Source organism: Chitinophaga nivalis (assembly GCF_025989125.1).
GTDB classification, from domain to species: Bacteria; Bacteroidota; Bacteroidia; order Chitinophagales; family Chitinophagaceae; genus Chitinophaga; species Chitinophaga nivalis.
Genome location: NZ_JAPDNR010000001.1, coordinates 693038 through 718965, shown reverse-complemented (window position 1 = coordinate 718965; position 25928 = coordinate 693038). Strand labels below are relative to the sequence as shown.

The window sequence follows — 25928 nt, the reverse complement described above, 5'->3', positions numbered from 1 at the left end:
ATTTTCAGGCATTTTTAGTGTTAAATGTTTATCACTATGGCAAACAAAAACAACAAAAATGCTAAACCGGCGCCCCAAAACAGCGAAAAACCGGTAAAAGAAACGGAACAATTTCCCGGGTATCCTACCTATCCTGCCAGCGAAGACATCATGAACCCCAACAACCGCGATAAATCCGTAGATCTGGATATGGACCAGGTTACCGGATCTTTCCGGCATAACAGTGAGCTGCCCGAAAGTAAACATACCCGCGGTGAACAACGGGAAGAAGGCGTGCCTGACTGGAGACAGGATAAAGTAGGAGATGACCTGGATATTCCCGGCGCAGAATTGGACGATGACGCGGAAGCTATCGGGGAAGAAGATGAGGAAAACAATCTTTATAGCCTGGGAGGCGACAGGCACGAAGATCTGGAAGAAGATAGGGGTGAGTTCCCTGACCTTGAAGAAGACCGGAATTAGGCCCCTATAAGAGGGGCGTAAGTAAACGGCATACCGCATCGAGGAACCGGTTCATCACATTTCGTTTGTTCCACCGCGTTTCCTGGACAGGAACAGCATGCAACAGATCTTCTTCAAATACCCGGTTTAATTTGGCCGCCACTTCTTCATCATACAATAAAGCGGCAATCTCACAGTTGAGGTAAAAGCTGCGGTTATCGAAATTTACAGAGCTCACCCAGGCCAGATTATCATCTATTACCATGGTTTTGGCGTGAATAAAACCACGGGTGTAAAAGAATACTTTTACGCCTGCTGCCAGTAATGGCTTTATATACGAAAGTGCTGCATGCTGTACTATAAAAGAGTCTCCTTTCCACGGTAATAACAATTGTACTTCTTTACCTGCTAAGGCAGCCATTTGCAAGGCGGTCAGCAGTTCTTCCGTAGGAATAAAGTAAGGGTTGGTAATCCTGATTCTTCTTTTAGCGACGTTGATAGCCATTAATATACATTCCATCGCCATCGGCCATTCAGAATCCGGTCCGCTGGCTACAATATCCGTAAAACAGGTGCCGGTGAGGGCAGACGGTCCAAAGTAGGGCGTTTCAAAGGGAAATACTTCCTTACTGCAATAGCGATAACTCATCAGGAACTGCAGCTGTAATATGTTTACGGCATCTCCTTCTATTTTCAGGTGTGTATCCCGCCAGTAGATGTTGTGCTTGCCGTTATTGATGTATCGTTCATCGAGGTTAATGCCGCCAACAAATCCAACGGTGCCGTCTACAACAATGATTTTTCTGTGATTGCGGTAGTTGGCATTCAGGTAGAAATCTACCAACACTGGTGAAAAAGGATATACACTGGCGCCATGTGCTTTGAGACGTTTGGGAATTTTACCGATACGATCGCTGCCCATATCATCGTAGAGGAAACGTACCTGTACTCCCTGTTGCAGTTTCTCTATTAATATCTCCGCTATGGTGTTACCGACATCATCGTCGGCAATCATGTAATATTCAATATGGATATGGTGTCTGGCTGCACGGAGGGCAGCATAGACGACCGGAAATTTTTCTTCTCCATTGATCAGCAATTGTACCTGGTTATTTTTCGTTAAAACAGATTGCCGGGTATTCAGGAGCATGGCAGAAAGCTCCTGTTTATTACCTGTTTTTTTTCGGAGTTCTACCTGCATTTGTTCTATATGGGGCCGCTGTGATTGCCAGTATTTGGCAAACAGCACTTCATCTTTGCTGCCTTTCAGGGTAAAGCGTCGTTTTTTACGGAGGTCCCGGCCTAAATAATAATAGACAATGAGGCCTACCACCGGCACAAATACCAACAGCAGAATATAGGCCATCGCTTTCACCGGATTGCGGTTTTCCAGCAGAATGGTACCGGCAACTCCCAGAAATGTAAGTGCGATGAGTAGGTAGCTGCCTATCTTGATATAGATGTGCCAGTTTGATTCTGACAGATAAGTAATAAGGGTATGCAAGGTTTCTCCTGATTTAAACACATGAAAGATAACTAATTAACAGATACTGTTATTAGCCCGCTCCGGGTGATATACCTGGAGCTATTGATGATAAATAATGTAATTATTATGCCGTGAAGATAATCAATCAAAGTGGGTATAGAACGACTGTATTACTGTGATGAAAGCGGGAAAAAACGAACCGGTTTTCAGTAAGCTGAAAACCGGTTCGTAGGAAGGGTGATAATATCATTTTATTATTACGTATATACGTTAACGTTATATACAAAATAATCGTCTCCGGAAGTATAAAAAATACAAGGGATGCTTGGTGAGAAAACACTCCGGTATTTTTCTTGTCAACTATTCTGCCGTGAGCTCAAATATATTGCTGGTGAGCGCCTGCGGGCGTACACCAGATAAGTTAATACCCACATTCATCAGGAAATCGCCCCGATATACCCGCTGAAAATTAAAGGAAGAAACAGTGCCGGGAAACAGGTTTATTTCTTTGATTCTGTAATGCCGATGTGGATCGAGTCCCTGTAGTTTTACCAGTGGAAAAATATCCTGTTTTTGTACCTGCATCATGTAGTTAAAGATGATGGCCCGTTGCCGGTTTTCGCTGCTGTATAAAAAGACAGCCCTGTGTTGCTCATAGGGAGATACCAACCGGTAAATATTACCACTCCATACAATATCACTGATACGGCTATACGTTTTTACTGCATGCTGGCTAAACTGTAGCTCCTGAGGCGTAAAATCACTCACTTTGATATCGTAACCCAGTTTGCCCATCATGGCTACATCGGTACGGAATTTCAGCGACTGCCGGCCCCAATTTGTTACATGAGCTGCCATTGTTTTCGCCGGGAAGAAATGAGAATAACCATATTGGATATAAATTCTTTCCAACCCATCTGTATTATCACTGGGCCAGAATTCCGTAAAATATTTTAAAGCGCCATAGTCGGTGCGGCCCCCGCCACCGGAGCATAGCATGATAGGCAGGTGTGGATATTTGGCCCTTACTCTTTCCAATACCTGGTAGAGACTACGGGTATAGGCAATAAATAGGTGTGATTGTTTATCCTGCAGGAAAGGAGCGTAGGTATTGGTTAGCATGCGGTTGCAGTCCCATTTGATATAGGCTATCCCCGGCGCCTGCGACAAGGTTTTATCGACTACCCCCACCACAAAATCCTGTACAGCGGGATTAGTCAGGTCCAGCACCAGCTGATTCCTGAAATAATGTTCTGCCCGATTGGGAAGCCGGAGTATCCAGTCCGGATGTTGGGAATAAAGTTCACTTTTGGGGTTTACCATTTCCGGTTCCAGCCAGATACCGAATTTCACTCCTTGTTTATCTGCCTCTTTCACCAGGTAACCCAGTCCATGCGGGAGTTTGGTGGTATCCGGGTCCCAGTCTCCCAGACCAGCATGATCGTTGTTGCGGGGAAACTTGTTGCCAAACCAGCCATCATCCAGTAAAAAGAGGTCTACGCCCAGGCGCGCGGCATCGCCGAATAAATGAGTTAGCTTTTGTTCATTAAAATCCATGCCGGTAGCTTCCCAGTTGTTGAGCAGGGTAAACCGGGGGCCATGACCATCCAGTACACCATAGTTGAGTGCCCAGTGATGGAGGTTTCGGCTGGCTAAACCTGTTCCTTTGGAAGACCAGGTGAAGATCAGGGCCGGTGTGGTGAATACCTCGTTAGGCGGCAGCGTGTACTCGCTGGCGTAAGGATTGATACCGGAACTGATATGGAGGGACTGGTTTTCATCGATCTCAAATCCGAATCTGAAATTGCCGGTCCACGCGAGGGTCCCAGCCAGCACGTCACCGGTATTTTCTTCAGCCGGTTTATCCACACCCAGTAAAAACATCGGTGACTGAAACATATTGGCCCGTACCCCCAGTTTGCTGTCCAGTACTTTCATGCCTGGTGTCAGGTATTGGGTGGTCATATTGGCTTCTTTTGCCCAGTTGCCGTGGAACTGGGTCAGCCAGTATTTGCCGGGGTTAAAATGCAACATGGAAGAAGCATAGGCTGTCAGCCGTACCGGTTGAGATTCCGTATGGCTGATGGCAGACCAGGCTTTGATCACATCTTCCTGTTCATAGGCCTCGAAGTACAGGGTAACGTTTACCGGATACACGGGATCTTTAAGGGTAATGGTGGTGAGGGTTACCAGGTTGTTTTTCCGGGTAGTGGCGTGGGTAACATATTGGAGATCCAGGGATGGGTTGCCATCTGGATGTATCATCCGTATTGCCGGGTCCAGCAAGCTTTCCATACCGGCAGGTACATAGGCTTCCTGTACTAATCTGACCAGGGAATCCGGTAGTACCGGTTGTTGCCGGTCGCCCAGAAAACGTTGTATAAGTTTACCTTCTCTACTGATCCCGTATACCAGTTTGGTATGCTGTGTGGCTATCTGAATCAGCTGATTTTGTGCAAATGCCAGACATGGGAGCAGGAATAAACAAAATAGCATTAATCTTTTCATGTGGATGGATTTACTAACGTAGGAATAAGCGTACAAAATACAAATAAAAAGAAAGGATGATCCCTTACCGGCAGGTTAATTTTTAGATATAAATCGTATCATGGTCCCGTTCAGCAGGCATAACCGCTGAATAATTATTACTTTTAAAAATCGCAGAAAAACCATATCAGAAATGACAACCCAGATTATCATTGTACTTGCGCTTACCCTATTGATCAACCTTATTGGCACGTTAGCCTATGCGGTAAGGATTGTAGGAGTACAGACAGGCCGTATTGCCATTACTTTCTCTCTTTTTAATATCCTAATATTAATATCCAGGACTGCCAATGGATTTCAGGCACCTCTACTGGCCAAAACAGTGGAACAAAATATAAAAGACCATATTTTCGAAAACACCTTTGTTTTCCAGTTGATTATTTTTTCCTGCACCCTGGGAACGGTACTGGGTGCTTTCCTGATACCCACTTTCCGGCGCCTGTTTTCCCGGGCGGTAGTGCATTTCAGTGTGCATAAATCATTACCGGCGTTATTCTATTTGGGATTTTCCGGCGCCGGGATACAGTTTGTAAAAGAGAGTATTAAAATGCCCTCCGCAGCACATGTAAAAAACCTGGACTTTAAGAGCGCTTTTCCGTGGAAAATATTTTCCTACAATGTGCTGGCGGTAGCGATTACAACAATAGGCGTGTTGTCCTGTGTATATGCTGCTTATCTGAACCCCGAATATCGGACTACCGCCAGTAATTTATCGGCCGTCATCAATGGTTTTGCCACTATTCTGATGTCGTTGTTTATAGATCCGCACATCTCTGTACTGACGGATGATGTTGTATTGGGAAAACTGAGTCAATCCGCTTTCCGGCGATTTATTATATACATGGTGCTGGCGCGGGTAGTGGGTACTTTGCTGGCGCAGGTACTCTTTTTACCCTGTGCAAAAGTGATTGCTGTATTGGCCGCTTCGCTGTAAAATATTATTTCCTTTTGCGTTAAGATCGGATTAACATTTTTCTCGGAAATTTCGTGCTTTTTTGGGGATGGACTCTAAACCTAGAAAATTATTTGTGCTGGTAGGTTATCCGCTTGCAGGTACCAAAAGAACGTTACAACATGTTTTTGACCGGAAACATTTTTTCCCATTTAAACGACCCTTTACGGCTCCTCATTTGAATGGACAAAGCTTTGTCGTCATCAATGCGTCTAACAGTACGATTACCTCTGCCGCCTATCTGGCACATGTAAGGGATGTATTGGAACATCATATACATGCACATATTTCGTTTGCCATCGGTATCAGTCTGGTATTTGATAACAGTGAGCACGATGTGCGGCCTATTCTGCAGTATCTCCATCATAGCAGATTCGACGTCCACTACCTGCTGCTATACAGCTGTATGGATGAAAAAAGGGTGATCAATGAAGAAGACCTGACCTTATTCCGGAAATGTGTACAACGGGGAAAGATAGACTTGTTTGATTTGTTGGTGAGCCATAGTACGGCTCGTTTAGACCGCCGCTCCACCAATATTAGCCGGCATATCCAGGCGCTTTTAAAATGTGATGATAATTTGCCGGTAGAAAGTCCGTAATTGTGATAAGTTGTTAACTTATTACTATGAGGTATATACGGCACCTTTTACTGTTTCTGCTATTGACGATGGTTATTAAAGCCGGTGCCCAGACAGATAAATGGCCGGGTACCTGGAAAATGACCTATAAGCGGGGAACTGCTGCGCCCATACACCTGGAACTGCAGATTGGAGCAGGCAAGCAGCAAACCTTGTATCCCGCGTTACTGAAACTGGAATACCAATCTTTTTCCGGTACCTACGAATTGCTACTGGCCAAAAAAAATGACTGGCAACTGGGTATAGGCAGAAATAAATTTCCAGTCAGTGAAACCCCTTTCCGGTTAGGCCCCTGGATGATTTATCTGAACGGTACATTTGACTATGAAGCCGGAACCCCACCAGTCATGCATATAAAAAGAATGTGGATAAATTCCTTCGGGTTATTTATGCATAATTTATATGCAGAAGATGAAATTTATGTGCACAGTAAAGTGGCATTGCGCAACTTTTTATACAATGAAGATATCCGGTTAAAACAAACAGCTGTTGCTCCCTGGAAAAGTACGCAGACAAAACGGATACTGGAGGGGGATGCGGATTCCATTTACTTTGGTATCTATGATCTGATAAAGGTGAAAGACAGTGTAGCAGAAATGATGATCATTGATAAAGATGAACTGGATAAAGATACCGTTACACTACTCCATAACGGGGTATTACTGAAAGACCGGATGGAAGTCAATGAACATACCCGGCAGCAGCGGCTTCAGCTGGATACCGGTTTGAACATCCTCACTTTTTTTGCTGATAACTATGGCGGTATTCCACCGAATACCGGAGATCTGCGCCTGCACGCTGATGGGCATCCCTATAGTTTTGATTTCAGTAACCGTTCCAATAAATATGCAACGTTTCTGGTGGCACAGCTTTATCGGGAACCAACTGTCCCGAGGCGTATTATAGCACCATTGTTACCCCGTACAAACACGCAGCAGGCTACTTCCCGGAAAGATCAGTTTATTACTTCTCTGACGGTGCAACAACGCAATATTGTGCTGGAATTATGGGATGCACAACAGGAAGATGGCGACAGTATTTCGCTACGGTTAAATGACACCTGGATTGCCAGCGGATTTCCGGTGAAAAAACAAGTGCAGCAGCTTCTGGTTGTTTTACAACCAGGAGAGAATAAATTACTTTTTGTGGCCGATAATCTGGGGAGTATATCACCTAATACTGCAGTGTTGCGTATCCGGTTTGGATCATCCTCGAAAACATTGGAACTGAAAACGGATTTTCAACGGAATAATCTGGTCCGGATTTTCTGTGAAGAGGGGGCGGGGGAGTGAGAAAGGAAAATATTATTTCCCGTAAATGAATCGGTAGATTTTTTTCCATTATAACTCAGTTAGGTTATAATAATAGATAATTTTTTCCATTATAACGATGTGGATGTATAATTTTTTCCAATATGATATTTAATGAATTGTAGAAAAATGGGAACAGATCTCCATCTGTTGATTGTTCTATTTTATTTATTGCTTTCTAAGCATACCATATTAAAATATGGATATCTGCAGTTCATGAGGGATGATGAACTGTTTCAAGGAAGCAATTATTCGGAAACATAGGATGGGCTATCGGGATGTAATAAAGCCACGATATCTCAGGAAGGGAACAAGTATCAATAACAGTAACGTACAAACGAAAAATTATGTGTGTAACAATCGACTTACTGGACTTTAAACAAACAATTAAGATCTTCATGAAAAATATTTTTTGTATTTCTGCTTTCAGTTGATCTTATGAGGGTACGAAGACAGCGGGATCTCATATAGTGCTAAAAGGAACGCCAGCTTATAGATAGAAGGGGGAATAACAAAATAAATCTTAATAGCTAGTGAAGTGTTATCCGGAACTTTCTCAATAACCGGACAACCAGTAGGAAGAAGAAGTCTTTCTTTGCATAATACAGACTGATATACATTAAAACTGTCTCCTTGTTTATACAAACACAGGAGACGGTTTACTTTCGTTACAGTCTGTATTGACGGAGCTTTTATTTTACTACCGGGAAATTTCCTCCATCAATAATGAGGTTCGCGCCTGTGATATAAGAGGCTGCCGGAGAAACCAGGAAGTAGATCAGTTCTGCTGTTTCTTCCGGCTCAGCCATTCTTCCTAATGGTACACCGCCAACCCTTTCAAAAAGTTTACGGGTCATTTCTTCCACTGTGCAATTGGCTTGTTGGGCATAATTCTCCAAAAAGGCTGTCATAGCGGCTGTTTTATTTAAACCTGGAGACACGGTTACGACTCTTACCCCGTTACCGGCTACTTCTGTAGCCAATGCTTTACTATAGGTATTTAATGCTGATTTTGCGACACTGTAAGCCATCGTAGACTCCCAGATGGGGAACTGGCCGCTGGTAGAAGATATATGAATGATCACCCCACTTTTTTGCTCCAGCATTTTAGGCAATAAAGCTCTATCCAAACGAACAGAAGAAAGCAGGTTAACTTGCAGGGCCAGGTCCCAGTGTTCATCCGTTAGGGTGCTGAATCCTCCACCTGGGTACGTGTTGGCCCCCATGTTATTAATTAGTATATCTATTCGCCCGAATTGCTCATTGATCATATTGGCTACTTTGCTGACCTCCTCAGCCCGGGATAGGTCTGCAGCAATAAATGAATAGGTAACATCCGGTTCATTCGGTGGGTTTCGGGCGGTGACGATAACCGTTGCACCTGCTTGCTCCAGTCTTCTGACAATAGCCTTACCAATTCCCTTTGTTCCTCCGGTTACAAGGGCAATTTTCCCCTGTAATACCGCCTCAGTTGCTTGTTTATTTTTCATGCGACTTGTTTTTTAGTGATACGATGTTCATTTACTGAAAAATCGATTTACATTAGTTTCATAAAGTAACTAAAACCGTTGCATTCATTTATTCGCACACCACGAATTGGCGGTAACGTTCAGGTAACTAAAAGCCGAAAAGTGGTAACATTCATGTAACCAATGAAGAAATTTAAAGCGCATACATCTTCCTGCCCAATCGTGCATACGATGACTTATATCGGCGGGAAGTGGAAACCAATTATCCTGGGCCGGCTGGTAAATGGAGCTGTTCGATTTGGAAAGCTGGCGGTACAAATACCGGATATCTCGCGCAAGATATTGACTGAACAGTTGAAAGAATTAGAGGATGACGGATTGATTATCCGGCACAGTTATAACGAAAAACCACCGCGTGTCGAGTATGAACTAAGCGAGATCGGTAAAATGGTTATCCCCATCCTGACGGCTATGACAGCATTTGGAGCGCAAATGCACGACGCTATAACCAAACATAAACAGAGTATTGTAAGGCCCCAATAGCTGCTTATAATGAAGTATGGAATGGGAGTTAGGATATTGATCTCTCTCCTGGGTACATGAGTGGCAATAAGCGTATCTGTGAATTGAGGGGTATAGTCGTGTACTTAATACAAACATCATTTAAGTGATGTTTCGACTTGGGAGCCCAAAGAAGGCTAAACGCTATGCTTAAAATTTATGATTAGCCCAGCTTTTCAACTTGATCCTGATTAGCATCAGATGGTGCGGAATTGTTATCATAATAGTGAGGGAGTAGAAAAGTATGGGCATAAAAAAAGCCTCACATTTCTGTGAAGCTTTCTTCGTGGTGTGAGCCGGGATCGAACCGGCGACACAAGGATTTTCAGTCCTTTGCTCTACCTACTGAGCTACCGCACCATCTGTTTTGTTGTCCTTCTCTCGTGAAGGGATTGCAAAAGTAATACAATCTTTTGAATTGCAAAATTTTTTCAAATATTTTTTATAAAAAAACTTTCTCAGCGAGAATACCACTCCACAGTTGATTCCTCCAATACAGCGACTGCCGGGCATATTCAGCTGCTTCTGTCCACTTTTGCTGATCGTCGCCACATAGTTCCTGTACCATTTGCATAGCCAGTTGACTGTGGTGATCGCCGTCTACTTCGATGTGTCTTTCCAGGTAGTAGATGAAGGTATCCAGCTTGCCGGGAAACTTCTCTGCAAGATCTTTTACCAGGGCATAAAACATATCCGGGATCAGGTCTTCGCGGCCAAAAGTAAAGACCGCAGCCATGATATGTGCCTGGCCGCTGGCAATCACGTCAAAAGTAAACCCTAAAAAGCCCTTTACAGCCTCAGGAAGCGCCGATTCAGCCAGGATAGCTCCAATAGACTTGCCGGCATTTGCAGCGGCTATAATCGCTTTTATTTGTTGCGTATCTGCACCTGCCTGTTGCATGGCGCGTTCGTACAATTCAAAATGGCTGCAGCGGTCACCGTTCATATCCACATCGCTCTCTTCACCGGTTACAATTTCGTTGATCAGGTAACGGGTAGCGGCGCTGCCTTTAGGTATCCAGGGTACTTCCACACAGGTGAGTTGCTGCTGCAATCCTTTTAGCAGCGACATAAAATCCCATACTGCATATACATGGTATTGCATGAACATGCGTACATCCTGTAAGGTTTCTAAAGTAGCGTATAACGGGTGGTGTACCACTTCTTCGCGGGTGGCAGCGATGGTTTCCTGTATATTCTTGATACTCATTGCATTCTCTCTTACGTACCGAAATAAAAATTAGTTGCCGTAAACGACCAGGAACTTGATGCGCATCAGCTTCAGCTGTTCCAGTGAATAATCGTTTTCGATCAGCTCTTCCCGGGCCAGTGCCAGGCTGGATGTTTCACATCCTTTAAAATACTCCATGATTTCATCCTGGGCGTAATCGTCCAGTTCTTCATCCAGGCAGTAATCAATATTCAGTTTGGTACCACTGGCTACAATGGTTTCCATTTCATCCAGCAGTTGGGAAAGGGTGATTTCCTTGTTTTTGGCGATGGTTTCCAGCGGTATTTTTTTATCGATATTCTGGATGATGAATACTTTCATGCCGCTTTTATTCACGACACTTTTCAGTACGAAATCATCCGGTTTAACGATATCATTTTCTTCCACGAATTTGGAAATGACATCCACGAACTGTTTACCGTAACGGATAGCTTTACCCTTACTCACGCCCTGGATCTTTTCCAGTTCCTGAACCGTGGTAGGATATTGCGTTGCCATATCTTCCAGGGATGTTTCCAGGAAAATCACGAAAGGAGGAAGGTTCTTTTCCTTCGACACTTTTTTGCGCAGTTCCTTCAGCATTTCGAAGAGGGCAGGGTCTGCAGAGGCCTGTGCTTCGGCAGTTGCTTCTTCTTCCTCATCGGCGCCGTCTTCATCGAACTGATGGTTCAGGGCCACCATGATAGAGTAAGGCTTCTTCAGGAATTTGTTGCCTTTATCGGTTACTTTCAGCAGGCCGTATTCTTCGATATCTTTTTCAATCAGGCCTTCCAGCATCATCTGCCGCATCAGGGAATTCCAGAAGTGTTCATCGAATTCTTTGCCTTCGCCGAAAACCTCCAGCTGATCGTGGCGGAAGGTGCTGATCTGCGGACTTGTTTTACCGGTAATGATGTTGATCACATAAGTGCTGCCAAACCGTTCTTCGAGGGCACGGATGGCTTTCAACATGATAACAACGCGGTTTTTAACTTCTATTTTTTCTTTAGGATTGCGGCAGTTATCACATTGTCCGCAGTTTTCCAGATCGAATTGTTCTCCGAAGTAGTGCAGGATAACTTTACGGCGGCACACAGCACTTTCGGCGTAGGCAACAGTTTCGTTAATCAGCTGGGCGCCCATTTCACGTTCACTGAGTGATTTATCGCGCATGAGGTGTTCCAGCTTTTGCACATCCTTGTGAGAGTAGTAGCAAACGCAATGACCTTCCAGTCCGTCGCGGCCGGCACGACCGGTTTCCTGGTAGTAGTTTTCCAGGCTTTTAGGAATGTTGTAGTGAATTACAAACCGTACATCCGGCTTATCGATACCCATTCCAAAAGCAATAGTGGCCACAATTACCTCCGTATCTTCATGCAGGAACATATCCTGTCGCTGGGCACGGGTGGTCGGATCAAGACCGGCATGATAAGCAACGGCCTTGATGTTGTTGGCCACCAGCATATCTGCCAGTTCTTCTGTGGTTTTACGGTTCAGCGTGTAGATGATACCGCTTTTGCCTTTATGCTGGTGAATAAACTTTACAATATCTCTGATCGTCTGGTCTTTCTTGCGTTTTGGCCTGATTTCGTAGTACAGGTTAGAACGGTTGAAGGAAGAAATAAAGATATTCGCGTTATTTAAAGCCAGGTTTTTTACAATATCGCTCTGTACTTTAGGGGTAGCAGTAGCGGTTAATGCAATAATGGGCAGATTTCCGTTGATCTGGTCGATCATTTCTTTCAAACGACGGTATTCCGGTCTGAAATCATGTCCCCATTCAGAAATACAATGCGCCTCATCCACGGCAATAAATGAAATGTTCAGTTCCTTGAAAAAGTCCAGATTTTCCTGTTTGGTGAGCGTTTCCGGTGCTACATACAACAACTTGGTTTTACCCGATAGCAGATCTGTACGCACTTTTTTGATTTGCGCTTTGGAAAGAGTGGAATTCAGGAAGTGTGCTACGTTATCCTTACTGCTGTAACCGCGTACCAGATCAACCTGGTTTTTCATTAAAGCAATAAGGGGTGAAACAATTAGTGCACAACCAGGGCTCATGAGAGCAGGTAATTGGTAGCATAGTGACTTACCTCCACCAGTTGGCATTATGACAAAAGTATCTTTACCGGCCAGGATGCTTTTTATAATTACTTCCTGGTTTCCTTTAAAGGAATCGAACCCGAAATGTTCGCGTAATGCATCCATCAAACTTTCCTTTACAACAGCCATTGCATTCAAATTTAAACTCTAAAGAACTAACAAATGACGAATTATGTTTATATGTTTTTTAGGGGACACGAAGTTACTGAAAAAACGCGGAGTATCAATATTAATTACGTGATAGCACCAGTGCTGACTAAAAAATGATAAATTTGTAAATCGTCATGAAAAGGAATCAAAGCATTAACATAGGACAGACAGCCAGGCGCACAATTGCGATGGAGGCCTCAGCAATTAATGATTTGCAGCAATTTATAGATGCCGACTTTGAGAAAGTGGTGGAGCTTGTTGCCCAATGTGAAGGGCGACTGGTGGTAACAGGTATCGGTAAAAGTGCCATTATTGCGCAGAAAATTGTAGCCACCCTGAACTCTACCGGTACCGCGGCGCTTTTCATGCACGCGGCGGATGCTATCCATGGTGACCTGGGTATGATCCGGCAGGAAGATATCGTAATGTGTATTTCCAAAAGCGGTACCTCCGCGGAAATAAAAGTACTGGTTCCCCTGGTAAAAAATTTTGGCAACACCCTGGTGGCCATGGTGGGAAATACAGCCTCTTTTCTGGCAACAGAAGCGGACTATGTATTGAACACGACGGTGAGTCAGGAAGCTTGTCCCAATAACCTGGCGCCTACTACCAGCACCACCGCCCAGCTGGCGATGGGGGATGCTTTAGCCGTTTGCCTGATCGAATGGCATGGCTTCACAGCGGCGGATTTTGCCAAATTTCACCCCGGCGGCGCATTGGGTAAGAAGTTGTATCTTAAGGTAGGAGACCTGAGCAAACAACATCAGGCGCCCCAGGTTTTAGACAACGCTTCTTTAAGAGAAGTGATTGTGGAAATATCGTCTAAAATGCTGGGTGTTACCGCTGTATTGGATGAACAAGGATTACTCCGGGGTATCATTACAGACGGAGACCTGCGCAGAATGCTGGAGAAAAATGTGCCGGCCGCTGCCGTAACTGCAAAAGATATTATGTCACTGCACCCTAAAATGATTCAACAGGATGAATTGGCGATCAACGCATTGGAAATGATGCGTCACCACGACATCACACAACTGCTGGTCATGGAAGGAGAGCAGTATAGAGGTATTATTCACTTACATGATTTAATCAGAGAAGGAATTATTTAGAAATGACACAGCTGAACAGCCATTTTTATGTGGCCATTATGGCGGGGGGAATAGGCAGTCGCTTCTGGCCCCATAGCCGCACCGACAATCCCAAGCAATTCCTGGATATCCTGAATACCGGGAAAACCCTCCTCCAGTGGACGTATGAACGTTTTATACAGTTCATACCAAAGGAGAATATCTTTGTGGTAACGCATCAGCAATATACTTCCAAGGTGAGTGAACAGCTACCGGATCTGGCAGAGGAAAATATTGTGAGTGAGCCTTCCCGTAAAAATACAGCTCCCTGCGTCGCCTACATTTCCCACAAAATCCACAAACAGGACCCGCTGGCCAACATTATATGCGCGCCCGCTGATCACCTGATTATGGACGGTCCGGCTTTTACCAATGCCTGTCTGAATGCCTTGCTGTTTGTTCAAAAACACAGCGCACTCCTGACCCTGGGTATTAAGCCTACCCGCCCGGATACCGGTTACGGCTATATTCAGTTTGAGCCGCAGCAAGTGGCAGATAATGTATACCAGGTGAAGACATTTACAGAAAAGCCTAACCTGGAACTGGCGAAAACATTCCTGCAAAGCGGCGATTTCCTATGGAATGCCGGCATCTTTGTCTGGAATGTGAAAACCATCCTGGCAGCATTCAAACAGTATTTACCGGAAATCGATGAACTGTTTGAACAAAGCACTTTTGCACTTAATACGCCGCAGGAAAAAGAAGTGATTGACCGGGTATATCCACAATGTACCAACATCTCCATCGATTATGGTATTATGGAAAAAGCCGGCAACGTATATGTGATTCCTTCCAACTTCGGTTGGAGCGATCTCGGTACCTGGGCATCGGCCTACGAAAACCTGGAAAAAGATTACCTGGGCAATGCTGTACAAGGTAAGAATGTGGTGGTGATAGATGCTACCCGTTGTATGGTAAAAGCACCCAACGATAAATTGGTACTCTTACAGGGACTGGATGAATTTATCGTGATTGATACCCACGATGTATTAATGATCTGCAAAAAGGAAAATGAACAGCAGATCAAAGAATATGTAGGAGAAATAAAACGTAACAAAGGCGAGAAGTTTTTATAGGATAAAGATCCGACCCGTTATTGAAATAAAGGTATTTGATCGAGACAGCAGGATGATATTACTGTCAACATTAAATACCTTTATTTCAAAATAAAAAACGGTCAAATCTTTATTTATGTCAAAACTGCCAAACACCGGCACTACTATATTTTCTGTGATGTCAGCCCTGGCTGCAGAAAATAAAGCCATTAACCTCTCTCAGGGATTTCCGGATTACGACTGCAGTGATGAGCTGAAAGCCATGGTAAATGAAGCCATGCAGCAAGGCCACAACCAGTATGCCCCCATGCCGGGATTAATGCCGCTCCGCACCACCATCGCGGCCAAGATCAATGCCCTTTATCAGCAGGAAGTAAACCCGGATACCGAAATTACCATTACCCCCGGCGGTACTTATGCCATCTTTACTGCGATAGCTACGTGTATACATCCCGGTGATGAAGTCATCATTTTTGAACCGGCCTATGACAGCTATATCCCCAATGTGTTGGTCAACGGCGGTAAACCGGTATTGATTCCGCTGTCTTTTCCGGATTACCGGATCGACTGGGCAACCGTGCGCAGTAAAATAACGCCGCGTACCCGCATGATTATGCTGAATACGCCTCATAATCCCACAGGTAGTATTCTGCAGGAAAATGATATCCAGGAACTGGAAAAGCTGGTAGCAGAATTTGATTTGCTGGTGCTGTCTGACGAGGTATATGAACACCTTATTTTTGATGGCGCGCTGCATCACAGTATTTTACGTTATCCGGCTATTTATCGTAACAGCTTTGTGACGTTTTCCTTTGGCAAGGTATTTCACAATACCGGCTGGAAGATGGGATATTGCGTGGCGCCGGAACGCCTTATGCAGGAATACCGGAAAGTACACCAATACCTGTGTTTTTCGGTAAATACACCGATGCAGTATGGACTGGCCAGGTTCCTGGAAACACCATCCCATTATCTGGAGCTGCCGGCCTTTTATCAGGAGAAAAGAGATTACTTCCTGTCGTTGCTGAAAGATACCCGTTTCACCCCTTTATCCAGCAAGGGAAGCTATTTTCAGCTGGTGAAATACGACCGGATTTCGGATGAGGGAGATAAAGCTTTTGCCACCCGTATTACCAAAGAGTTTGGCGTTGCAACGATTCCGATTTCGGCATTTTATCAGGATGGGAAGGATGACCGGGTAATCCGGCTGTGTTTTGCCAAAAAGAAAACAACCCTGGAGGAAGCCGCCGCCAGGCTGGCCCGGATATAAATAAAAGAAGGAGGTCGTTAACCACTGGCTTGTCAATCACCCCTAAAGATTGTATAACCAGTATATTAACGCCTCCTTTTGTGATACCCTATCAGAAAGCAAACATCTTATTCTCAGTCTTTGCCGGTATTAAACGGCAGCAGCGGTTTCATTGGCTTCGCTGTTCTGCAGGATGAGCGTGTGGTCCATAAAGCTCACTACGCCGGTTTCCACATCATAAACAGCCCCGATAATACCTACTTCTCCTTTCAGGATCATATCACGCAGGATATGGCTTTGTTCCATAATCGCCTGCACAGAACGTTCCACATGCAGATTGGTTACCGCATCCACAAATGCGTGGTTGTGAGAGTTCCGGTTTTCGGTAATCGTTTTTTCCGCAAAGATGGCCGGCCGGATTTTGCTGAGCAGCCCTGTGAGGTTACCCATTTCCACGCCATCGCAGGCGCCTTTGATGGCTCCGCATTTGGTATGTCCCAGTACCACAATAAATTTGGAACCGGCTGCTTTACAAGCATACTCCAGGCTACCGAGTACGTTATCGGAAATCACGTTGCCGGCTAAACGAATGCTGAAAATATCGCCCAGTCCCTGATCAAAAATCAATTCTGCAGAAGTACGGGAATCCATACAGCTAACGATAGCTGCCATGGGCCATTGGCCGTCGGAAGTTTCATTCACCATCTGTAAAAGATTGCGGTTCAGCCGCAGGTTATAAACGAAACGTTTATTGCCGTCTTTTAACAGTTCAAGTGTTTTATTTGGAGTGAGATCGCCTTGAGATTTTTTATTGAGTGTTTTCATTTTTTTCATTTTTTGATGGTTTTAAAAATGAACGACAGATAAGCATGGTTTCCCTATTAATCCTTACCCTGCGTTCGAGATGAGCGCTTCTTTAGTTCAATTGCAATTCCTTTAGCAGCTCTTTGTGATTACCACTGGAAATAGTATGCACTTGTCCGGAGTTTAACTTCGACTGTTCTTCCGGCGACAGGTCCGGTGTATTCTGAATGTTATACACTGGTTTAAAGCCTGTCAGGATAACTTTGATGTTATGCTGCGGCGCTTTGATTTCTTTAAATTCCCGGATGGTTTGCAGCACGTCAAAATCGATATAAGCGGTTTTATGTGCGTCAATAATCAGGGTTACATTAGGTGGCATATGATCTAATGTCAGGAGGATGCTGGCTTTATTGAGGAAAGAAACTTCCTGTGCCAGTTCCAGCCGGATATTATCACCGGAATGATATTTTTCTTTACGGAAGAAATAAGAGCTTTTCATATTACCCCGTAAAATAGCCAGTACACTTACGGCCATACCCAAAGCAATACCAATCAGCAGATCTGTAAATACGATTGCCAATACAGTAACTACGAAAGGTATCCATTGGTATTTACCGTTTTTAAACATCTCTTTGAAGATGGATATTTTACACAGTTTATAACCGGTTACCAGCAATACGGCAGCCAGTGTAGCCAGCGGAATCATATTTAACACGGTAGGAATGATCGCTGCACATACCAGTAATAAGGTACCATGTACCATGGTAGCCAGTTTGGTTTTACCGCCGGCATTGATATTGGCGCTGGAGCGCACAATAACGGAGGTAATAGGCAAACCACCAATCATACCACTTATGATGTTACCAATACCCTGTGCCTTTAATTCTCTGTTGGGAGAGGTGTGGCGTTTCATCGGGTCCAGTTTGTCTGTTGCTTCCACATTCAGTAATGTTTCAACAGAAGCTACGATCGCAATCGTAACGGCAGTTATCCACACTTCTTTATTACTGATAGCTGCGAAATTGGGCAGGGTAAACTGACCAATAAAATCCTGGAAGCTTTTCGGAACGGGTAAGCTTACCAGGTGATTTGATCCCAATGCCAGCACGTCATTGCCAGCAAAAGCGACATTGAGTCCAATGCCTGCAATTACTGCCACGAGCGGTGCCGGCACAACATTCAGTTTCGGGATCTTGCTCCAGTACAGAATAATAAAAATGGAGATGATGGTAATTAGTGTCGCACCAAAGTTGATATGGTTAATGATGGAAAAAAGTGCACTGAAAGTATTTTCGCCGTCTGCCTGTAAAAAGGTGAAATCACCGTTTGCATCTGCATCATACCCGAAGGCGTGTGGCAATTGCTTTAAAATGATGATAATACCAATGGCGGTCAACATACCAGTGATGACATTGGACGGGAAATAATTGGCGACGGTACCGGCTTTGATTAAACCGAACAGGAGTTGTATGGCGCCGGCAATAACAACACTCAGCAGGAATATATCAAACATGCCCAGTTTGGTAATGGCGGTGAGTACTACTGCTGTCAATCCTGCTGCTGGTCCGCTCACGCTCAGCTGGGAACCACTCAGGAAACCAATCACAATGCCACCCACTATGCCGGAGATCATACCGGCAAATAAAGGGGCACCGGAAGCCAGGGCGATGCCTAAACACAGGGGCACGGCGATGAGAAAAACGACGAGACCTGATGAGAAGTCGCCTTTGATATTTGAGAATAAGGATGTTTGCTTGTTCATAACAATAAGCTTTTCCGTTGCGGGATCGAACTACCGGATAGCAGTATCGACTGCAACCGTATAGGATACACTAAGTGATAAATACTACTGTTGCGAACTGTATACACGTATCTCAGATGCGGGTACAGGGAGTCCGGCAGTAATGGAAATAAAATAAATAAGTAACTGGAATGTAAGAAGGCCGCCCATAGACAGGACCGCCAGTGTGATTTACGCTATAAAGACGTTGGGAGGGGGGGCATGTATTTCCTGAGCAGGGTTGCTGGGAATATCTTCCATTAAATGATTGTGCAATACGCCGAGGAAGAGTAATGGATTAAACTGCAGTTCCCCGTCGAATTGCTTGCAGAACTTCAGCTCTTTTGCCAGCTTCAGATGATCCGCGTTACAATCCACCGGATGTTCTTCTACAATCTGATTATTAAAAAGCAATTTCCCTACTTCCTTGATGGGAAGCAGTTGGGAGACCATTAGGCTCAACAGAAATATGCCGATAATTTTCTTCATGTACACCGTCATACCTATTAGTTAATGAAGTATGCTTGTTACAAAAGTAAATTAGTGAAAGCATATTTGGTAAGTTATAGGAATTAAAATAATGTTAAAGCATTTTAACAAAGCCCAGTGACCTCTCCCATTAGGCATATGTAAGTTATATAATATATAAGGGCATCATTCATAATAACTGGGAAAGATTTTCAGCAAATAGTCGTTCATCCCTCTTAATAACCGTTCATCACAAATAGATATTTGGGTTTCCGGGTATACTTATCTGGTAAGATGTTTATCTGGACTGGCTTTTCCTCATTTATGCCGGTAATATTTAAAACAAGTTATTTTGCTTTCTATGGTATTGTGTATTGCATAGTAGTAAATAATTCCTATTTTTGTGTCGTAGTAGTGAAAGAACAACAATAAAATTTCATTCATAACCGGCCAAAAGCCAATCGGAGTAAACAACATTTTAAAGCTCACTTGCCATGAATATAGATAACACACAATCGCAGATGAGGAAGGGCGTGCTTGAGTTTTGCATCTTGTCCATCATTAAGCAAGGTGAAGCCTACCCTTCGGATATCATCGAAAAGATGAAAGAAGCGAAGCTGGATATCCTGGAGGGCACACTTTATCCTTTATTAACCAGGCTCAAAAATGCAGAATTGCTCACATACCGGTGGGTAGAAAGCAGCTCAGGACCTCCCCGGAAATATTTTTCCATGACCGATAAAGGGGAAGCTTTTTACCGCGAACTGGAAAGCACCTGGAACGAGTTGGCCAATGCCGTACATCAACTAACACAAAACAACGCATCCCTTTAAGCGAATACTTACCTAAAACCTAAACGCAACAATCAAAATGAAAAAGATCATCAACATAAATCTGTCGAGTCGGCTTATCCCTATTGAGGATAGTGCATACGAGATACTCCGTCAGTATCTTGACAGCCTGAAAAAATATTTTTCGAAAGAGGAAGGTGGGGATGAAATCGTAAGTGATATTGAAAGCCGCATTGCTGAAGTGTTCCAGGATAAAATGAAAAAAGGAGCACATTGTATTACCGACGATGATGTGGTAGCCGTAAAAGCTTCCATGGGCACACCGGAACAATTCGACGATGTTCCTAAAGAAAATGCACAGGCCGAAGAAGAAGCCTATAATTATATACCGCGTCCCCGGAAACGTTTATACCGCGATCCGGACAACAAAGTACTGAGCGGTGTATGTAGTGGTTTGGGCGCCTACTTTAATATAGACCCGGTGATTTTCCGGATCATCTTTGCCCTGCTGGCCATTGGTGGCTTTGGTACAGGCATCCTGGTATACTTTATTCTGTGGGTGGCTACGCCATCCGCAGATACCGCAGCCGAAAAACTGGAAATGCGGGGGGAACGGGTAGACCTGAATAATATCAAAGCTACCATTCAGGACGAGTTGCACCACATGAAAAACCAGATGAAAAATGTAGGGGAGGACTTCCGAAATTTTTCTCAGGGCCGCGGCAGGCAGGTAGGTAATGACCTGGAACGCTTTTTTGTAAACCTTGCACATGGTTTGGGAAAAGTACTGGTATTTGTTACCAAAGGCTTCTTCTATTTCTTTGCTGCCGTTATGCTGATCTGTCTGGTCGCTGTAGGCATCGCCATTGCAGTTTCTTCCGCGGCCCTCTTCCCGTTAAAAAATCTGTTACTGACAACTACTACCCAGAGTTACTTATTCTGGCCGGCACTGGGACTGCTGATTGGTATTCCTATCGTAGCCCTGCTGATATTTATTATCCGTAAGCTGACGGGTGTAAAGCAAACCAACCGGTATGCCAGCTATACCCTTACCTTCCTCTGGTTGATAGGACTGGTATTTGCTGCCATCGTTACTTCTTCACTGGTAAAGGATTTCAGAAGACCAGGTACCGAAACTACCGCCTTTGCCCTGCAACAACCTTCTCAGGGTAAACTGATCCTGAAAAGAACCACCGGCCTGTTGACAGAAGAAGATGATTTCAGCATGTTTGATGGTAATTTACTGGTGGCAGATGATACTGTGATCATTAATAATATCCGGATACGTATCGAGAAAAGCATGAACGATAGTTTTGCGGTAGATGTAGCACAGTATTCCAGAGGACGGAATGTTCAGGATGCCAGACAACTGGCACGGGAAATCGGCTTCCAGCTGAATCAGCGGGATTCCATCCTGTACCTGCCGGAAGGCTTCTCTATCCCTTCCCATTCTCCTTTCCGCGGTCAGCGCGTGACGGTAGTCATCAAGGTGCCGGTAGGTAAGAATATTGAAATAGACAAGGAAGTATATCGTAAATATTCCTTTACCCGCCATAACAGAGATGATGAGTGGGATTTTAATAACGACGATGATGACGCGCAACCACTGAACCTGAAAATGACGCCAAACGGCACCGATGATGCAAAACCTGCAAAACCGGCCATAACGCCGGAGTCTAAAGACTCTACAGAAGGTGGTTACCGCTATAAAGGAAATGTCAGCCTCAATGCTGCTGCTACCGGTCTTCAGCAGGCCTCCGCCACAGTAAAAGCCGAAATTCCCATAGATAAAGCTTTCTCATTCCTGGCCTTCAGTATGTATTACATCTTTAAGGATAAAATTTAACAATCAGGAATTTAACATAACGTATTGCAGCATAGCGGTAAGATGATCCGCAGTGCTGCAATACGTGTTTTCAGGGGGGAGCAACCATTCTTTTCCCTTCCGCTTTTTTCCCGATTTGATCATTACCCCGGCCGATTAATGTTTAACTTAGCGCATTCAGGTCACAACATTAATCAACAGGATAAGATAAGGAATGCAGGCACCCATAAACATTGCGTTGGTAGGAAATCCGAATAGTGGTAAAAGTTCTCTTTTTAATGCGCTTACTGGTCTGAACCAGAAGGTGAGTAACTTTCCCGGAGTAACGGTAGATAAGAAAACGGGCACCGCTCAGATTGTACCCGGTCTCACGGCTAACATCATTGATTTGCCGGGAACCTACAGTCTGTATCCCAAAAGTGCAGATGAGTATGTCACCTATGATGTTCTCATTAATCCGAACAGCGATGATTTACCGGATATGGTGATCATTGTGGCGGATGCGTCCAACCTGAAACGTAACCTCCTCTTTTGCTCCCAGATCATTGACCTGAAAATACCGGTGATCATTGCGCTCACCATGATGGACCTCGCCCGTAAAAAAGGCGTGGAAATAGATCTAGATGGGCTGGAAAGAGAACTCGGCGTACCGGTGGTGGCCATCAATCCCAGAAAAAATAAAGGCGTAGCAGAACTGAAAAAGATCATAGATCTGTCTGCCCGCACCCAATACAGTAATCCTCCCCGCGATTTTATCAACAACGGCGACCTGGCCAGACCGGTTATTGAAACCGTAAAACAGGTACTGTCCTGCAAAAGTGATTACGGTGCGCTCCACATTGCCGTGAATGTAGACGACCTGGCTTTTGTGACGCCCGCTGCGAAAAAGAGCATTGAGGAATCACTCCGGTCATCACAGTTCAACAAAACGAAGGTACAGGCGGAAGAAATTATGCAACGGTATGCCCGCATCAAGCATATCATGAAAAATACCGTTGTAGAAACAGACCCGCTGCAGAAACAGCTGCGTTCTGAAAAAATAGACGACCTGTTACTGCATCGTTTCTGGGGATATGTGATCCTGTTGGTGGTGATGTTCCTGCTGTTCCAGAGTATTTTCTGGCTGGCATCCTATCCGATGGACTGGATCGAAGGCAGCTTCGGCGCCCTGAGTGGCTGGTTGAGCAGTGTGTTGCCCGACAATAAAATAACAGACGTATTTATAAATGGTATCCTGGCTGGTATCAGTGGGTTTGCGGTATTCATACCACAGATCATGATCCTGTTCGGATTGATCACTGTATTGGAAGATACCGGCTATATGGCCCGTATCAGTTTTCTTACCGACCGCCTGATGCGCCAGGTAGGCCTGAACGGGAAATCTGTCATGCCCCTCATCAGCGGGGTAGCCTGCGCGGTACCGGCTATTATGGCTACCCGTACCATCGAGAACAAAAAAGAGCGGTTAATTACCATCATGGTAACGCCCCTGATGAGTTGCTCCGCCAGGTTACCGATTTACACTATGATGATTGCACTGGTAATACCAGACAACCGGGTACTGGGTATCCTGGGGCTGCGTGGCCTCGCGATGATGGGACTTTATTTGTTGGGTTTCTTCATGGCGATCTTTATTGCTGCTGTCATGAAGTTGTTTGTGAAGATTAAAGAGAAGAGCTACTTTATCATGGAACTGCCGGTATACCGGGCGCCCCGCTGGAAAAACGTGGGTACAACCATGGTGGAAAAAGCGAAAATATTTGTGAAAGATGCCGGTAAAGTGATTGTGGTGATTTCCGTGATATTATGGTTCCTGGCTTCTTATGGGCCTGCCAGCAGAATGGAGCCGGTACATGCCAAATACGAAAAACTATTGTCGGAGGTAAAGGAGGATTCTCCGGAAGCGGCCGAACTGAATAAACAATTCCAGTCTGAAAAGCTGGCCCATTCCTATGCAGGTATCCTGGGACATGTGATAGAGCCGGTGATTCGTCCGCTGGGTTTTGACTGGAAAATAGGTATTGCCCTGATTACTTCTTTTGCCGCCCGTGAAGTATTTGTGGGTACCATGGCCACCCTTTACAGTGTGGGAGAAGATCCGGATAATAACAATGCCACCCTGCGGGAGAAAATGGAAGCGGCGACGTGGCCCGACGGTGCGCCGGTATATACCCTGGCTTCCGGGTTATCGCTCATGATATTCTATGCATTTGCCATGCAGTGTATGAGTACCCTGGCGATTGTAAGACGTGAAACCAAGTCCTGGAAGTATCCTGTGATCCAGCTCGTGTATATGACAGCACTGGCCTATGTTTGCAGTTTTATCATCTTCCAGATCTTCAAATAATATCCTGTACATTGCGTTTATGGTTAACCATAAACGCAATGTACCATGAAGCTCCTCTTTTACACATTTTCTTTACTCCTCGGGCTACCTGCCCTTTCGCAGAACATTGATTCTGCGCTACTCATCAAAGATCTACGCACCCTGTCTGCCGATAATTATGAAGGCCGTAAAACAGGGACCCGCGGTAACCGCCTGGCGCAACTTTACATCCTGGATCAATTCAAACAGATTGGATTAACTGCCTATAACAACACTTACGAGTATCCCTTTTATTACCAGCGTGGCAGCACCCGCATTATGGGCACTAACCTGTATGGCTATATTCCGGGTACCCTGAGCCAGGTAATTGTGATTACCGCGCATTACGATCATCTGGGCACTTTCAAAAGTGCTTCTCCCCGCGACACCATCTACAACGGTGCTGATGATAATGCCTCCGGAACGGCAGGCCTGCTGGCGATGGCACGGTATTTCAAGCAGCATCCTCCCCGTTACACCCTGGTTTTTGCCGCCCTGGATGCAGAGGAGCAAGGATTACAGGGTGCCAAAGCCTTCCTGCTGCAGCCTCCTGTACCCATTGCACAGATGCGGCAGAATCTCAACATGGATATGATTGCCCGCGGCGACAGAAACGAGCTGTATGTATGCGGGACCTATCATTATCCGGCCTTGAAAAAATATGTGGATACAGTGGCTGCCCAGGCCCCGATACGACTGCTGACGGGGCATGATCGTCCTTCCGATGGTAGCGGAGACTGGACCGGGCAAAGCGATCACTATGAGTTTTTTGTGAAAAGGGTACCGTTTCTGTATTTCGGCGTGGAGGATCATGCGGATTATCACCAGGTAACCGATGAGTTTTCGCGGATAAATCCGGTTTTTTATGTCCGTTCTGTCAGAACAATTCTGCAGGTGGTAGAAAAAATAGACCGGAATCTGTAGTTATCTGAACCGGAGATCTTCGATGAAGTCGAAGCCCAGTTCTTCCGGCAATACGCCGTTATTTTTCATGCCTACATTTATTTTGTCCCGCCAGCGGGTTTGCGCGGCCGGGTCGAGGCCATGTCTGGTCTCCTGATCAAACTGGTATTGCAGCCGGTTCATTTCCCGGAATGACTGGAGGTACTGATATTGTATAATACTGTCATAGTCGTCGCGGTTGAGGGCTGTTTGCTGCAGCTTTTGCCGGAATCTTTCCACTACCAGGCGGGTGATATCGAAGTGCAGCTGTTCATGGGCCAGCGCATAGTTGCTCTGTGCGTCTGTGCGTACCCAGGAGGCGCTTTTAATAAAAAATACCTGGAGCTGCAGGGTAATGCGAAGGGTATCGTGTACCAGCCGGCTGCTGCCTTCATAGGCAAAGCTGGTATAGGCTACCGCGGCGCTGGGGCCTGCAGGGGAAGGTGTGCCCCGGAAATCATTCCATTGCAGTTTCCTGTCCGGCGCATAAAAAATGGTATCGGTATCCGGATTGCCGGCAGTTTCCCGGTAGGTAAAGCTGAGTTGTATCACCGGATGCTGTTGAATGGTTGCCGGTGCATTATACCGGTCTTTCACCCCCCAGGGCAAAAAAAGGAAGCACAGTATGGAAGACGACGATAACATAAAAGAAA

At 45.0% G+C, this 25928-nt stretch carries 21 protein-coding genes and 1 tRNA gene; 12 read left to right on the top strand and 10 right to left on the bottom strand.

What is annotated here, in order from left to right:
• Nucleotides 1–36 precede the first annotated feature (36 nt).
• The gene (locus OL444_RS03040; RefSeq protein ID WP_264734712.1) at nt 37–462 is read left to right on the top strand and encodes a hypothetical protein; all 426 of its coding nucleotides are present in this window, start codon (nt 37–39) and stop codon (nt 460–462) included.
• Nucleotides 463–466: 4 nt separating this feature from the next.
• On the opposite strand, the gene cls is transcribed toward OL444_RS03040, so the two are convergent.
• Both cls and OL444_RS03030 read right to left on the bottom strand, forming a co-directional pair.
• Nucleotides 467–1945, bottom strand: a complete 1479-nt coding sequence (gene cls, locus OL444_RS03035) for a cardiolipin synthase (protein WP_264734713.1) — start codon at nt 1943–1945, stop codon at nt 467–469.
• A gap of 342 nt (nt 1946–2287) precedes the next feature.
• The gene (locus OL444_RS03030) at nt 2288–4435 is read right to left on the bottom strand and encodes an alpha-galactosidase (protein ID WP_264734714.1); all 2148 of its coding nucleotides are present in this window, start codon (nt 4433–4435) and stop codon (nt 2288–2290) included.
• A gap of 172 nt (nt 4436–4607) precedes the next feature.
• On the opposite strand from OL444_RS03030, the gene OL444_RS03025 reads away from it, so the two are divergent.
• The 3 genes from OL444_RS03025 (at nt 4608) to OL444_RS03015 (ending at nt 7358) form a co-directional block, all read left to right on the top strand.
• Complete coding sequence (locus tag OL444_RS03025; RefSeq protein ID WP_264734715.1) at nt 4608–5408, top strand: lipid II flippase Amj family protein; 801 nt, start codon at nt 4608–4610, stop codon at nt 5406–5408.
• 67 nt (nt 5409–5475) lie between these two features.
• Complete coding sequence (locus OL444_RS03020) at nt 5476–6027, top strand: hypothetical protein (protein ID WP_264734716.1); 552 nt, start codon at nt 5476–5478, stop codon at nt 6025–6027.
• A gap of 26 nt (nt 6028–6053) precedes the next feature.
• On the top strand, nt 6054–7358 hold the full coding sequence (locus OL444_RS03015) for a hypothetical protein (protein WP_264734717.1): 1305 nt from the start codon (nt 6054–6056) through the stop codon (nt 7356–7358).
• A 710-nt stretch (nt 7359–8068) separates the two neighbouring features.
• Here OL444_RS03015 and OL444_RS03010 read toward each other — a convergent pair.
• Nucleotides 8069–8866: an SDR family oxidoreductase gene (locus OL444_RS03010; RefSeq protein ID WP_264734718.1), complete on the bottom strand. Its 798-nt coding sequence runs from the start codon at nt 8864–8866 to the stop codon at nt 8069–8071.
• Nucleotides 8867–9028: 162 nt separating this feature from the next.
• Between OL444_RS03010 and OL444_RS03005 the strand changes: the two genes are divergently transcribed.
• Nucleotides 9029–9388: a winged helix-turn-helix transcriptional regulator gene (locus OL444_RS03005; protein ID WP_264734719.1), complete on the top strand. Its 360-nt coding sequence runs from the start codon at nt 9029–9031 to the stop codon at nt 9386–9388.
• A gap of 305 nt (nt 9389–9693) precedes the next feature.
• Here the strand turns inward: OL444_RS03005 and OL444_RS03000 are convergent.
• The 3 genes from OL444_RS03000 to recQ form a co-directional block, all read right to left on the bottom strand.
• Nucleotides 9694–9766: transfer RNA gene (locus OL444_RS03000), tRNA-Phe, on the bottom strand.
• Between the two features lie 82 nt (nt 9767–9848).
• Nucleotides 9849–10616 (bottom strand): DUF3050 domain-containing protein, encoded by a 768-nt coding sequence (locus OL444_RS02995; protein WP_264734720.1) that lies wholly within the window; start codon nt 10614–10616, stop codon nt 9849–9851.
• A gap of 30 nt (nt 10617–10646) precedes the next feature.
• Nucleotides 10647–12848, bottom strand: a complete 2202-nt coding sequence (recQ, locus tag OL444_RS02990; protein WP_264734721.1) for a DNA helicase RecQ — start codon at nt 12846–12848, stop codon at nt 10647–10649.
• 155 nt (nt 12849–13003) lie between these two features.
• Between recQ and OL444_RS02985 the strand changes: the two genes are divergently transcribed.
• From OL444_RS02985 to OL444_RS02975, 3 genes are all read left to right on the top strand, one after another.
• On the top strand, nt 13004–13978 hold the full coding sequence (locus OL444_RS02985; RefSeq protein WP_264734722.1) for a KpsF/GutQ family sugar-phosphate isomerase: 975 nt from the start codon (nt 13004–13006) through the stop codon (nt 13976–13978).
• Nucleotides 13979–13980: 2 nt separating this feature from the next.
• Complete coding sequence (locus OL444_RS02980; protein WP_264734723.1) at nt 13981–15072, top strand: mannose-1-phosphate guanylyltransferase; 1092 nt, start codon at nt 13981–13983, stop codon at nt 15070–15072.
• A gap of 115 nt (nt 15073–15187) precedes the next feature.
• Nucleotides 15188–16321 carry a methionine aminotransferase gene (locus OL444_RS02975; RefSeq protein ID WP_264734724.1) on the top strand — a complete coding sequence of 378 codons (1134 nt, stop codon included), beginning with the start codon at nt 15188–15190 and terminating at the stop codon, nt 16319–16321.
• Between the two features lie 129 nt (nt 16322–16450).
• Here OL444_RS02975 and OL444_RS02970 read toward each other — a convergent pair whose 3' ends face one another.
• The 3 genes from OL444_RS02970 to OL444_RS02960 all read right to left on the bottom strand — a co-directional run bounded on the left by OL444_RS02970 (nt 16451) and on the right by OL444_RS02960 (nt 19373).
• Entirely contained in the window at nt 16451–17134 is a 684-nt protein-coding gene (locus tag OL444_RS02970) for a carbonic anhydrase family protein (protein WP_264734725.1), read from the bottom strand.
• 82 nt (nt 17135–17216) lie between these two features.
• Nucleotides 17217–18866 (bottom strand): SulP family inorganic anion transporter, encoded by a 1650-nt coding sequence (locus OL444_RS02965; protein ID WP_264734726.1) that lies wholly within the window; start codon nt 18864–18866, stop codon nt 17217–17219.
• Nucleotides 18867–19076: 210 nt separating this feature from the next.
• Nucleotides 19077–19373 (bottom strand): hypothetical protein, encoded by a 297-nt coding sequence (locus OL444_RS02960; protein WP_264734727.1) that lies wholly within the window; start codon nt 19371–19373, stop codon nt 19077–19079.
• A 473-nt stretch (nt 19374–19846) separates the two neighbouring features.
• Between OL444_RS02960 and OL444_RS02955 the strand changes: the two genes are divergently transcribed.
• From OL444_RS02955 to OL444_RS02940, 4 genes are all read left to right on the top strand, one after another.
• Complete coding sequence (locus OL444_RS02955) at nt 19847–20185, top strand: PadR family transcriptional regulator (protein ID WP_264734728.1); 339 nt, start codon at nt 19847–19849, stop codon at nt 20183–20185.
• 37 nt (nt 20186–20222) lie between these two features.
• Nucleotides 20223–21989, top strand: coding sequence for a PspC domain-containing protein (locus tag OL444_RS02950; RefSeq protein ID WP_264734729.1), 1767 nt, complete (start codon nt 20223–20225; stop codon nt 21987–21989).
• Nucleotides 21990–22182: 193 nt separating this feature from the next.
• Nucleotides 22183–24315, top strand: coding sequence for a ferrous iron transport protein B (feoB, locus tag OL444_RS02945; protein WP_264734730.1), 2133 nt, complete (start codon nt 22183–22185; stop codon nt 24313–24315).
• 45 nt (nt 24316–24360) lie between these two features.
• Nucleotides 24361–25257: a M28 family peptidase gene (locus OL444_RS02940; RefSeq protein ID WP_264734731.1), complete on the top strand. Its 897-nt coding sequence runs from the start codon at nt 24361–24363 to the stop codon at nt 25255–25257.
• Here OL444_RS02940 and OL444_RS02935 read toward each other — a convergent pair whose 3' ends face one another.
• Nucleotides 25258–25872 carry a hypothetical protein gene (locus OL444_RS02935; RefSeq protein WP_264734732.1) on the bottom strand — a complete coding sequence of 205 codons (615 nt, stop codon included), beginning with the start codon at nt 25870–25872 and terminating at the stop codon, nt 25258–25260.
• Between the last annotated feature and the right edge of the window lie 56 nt (nt 25873–25928).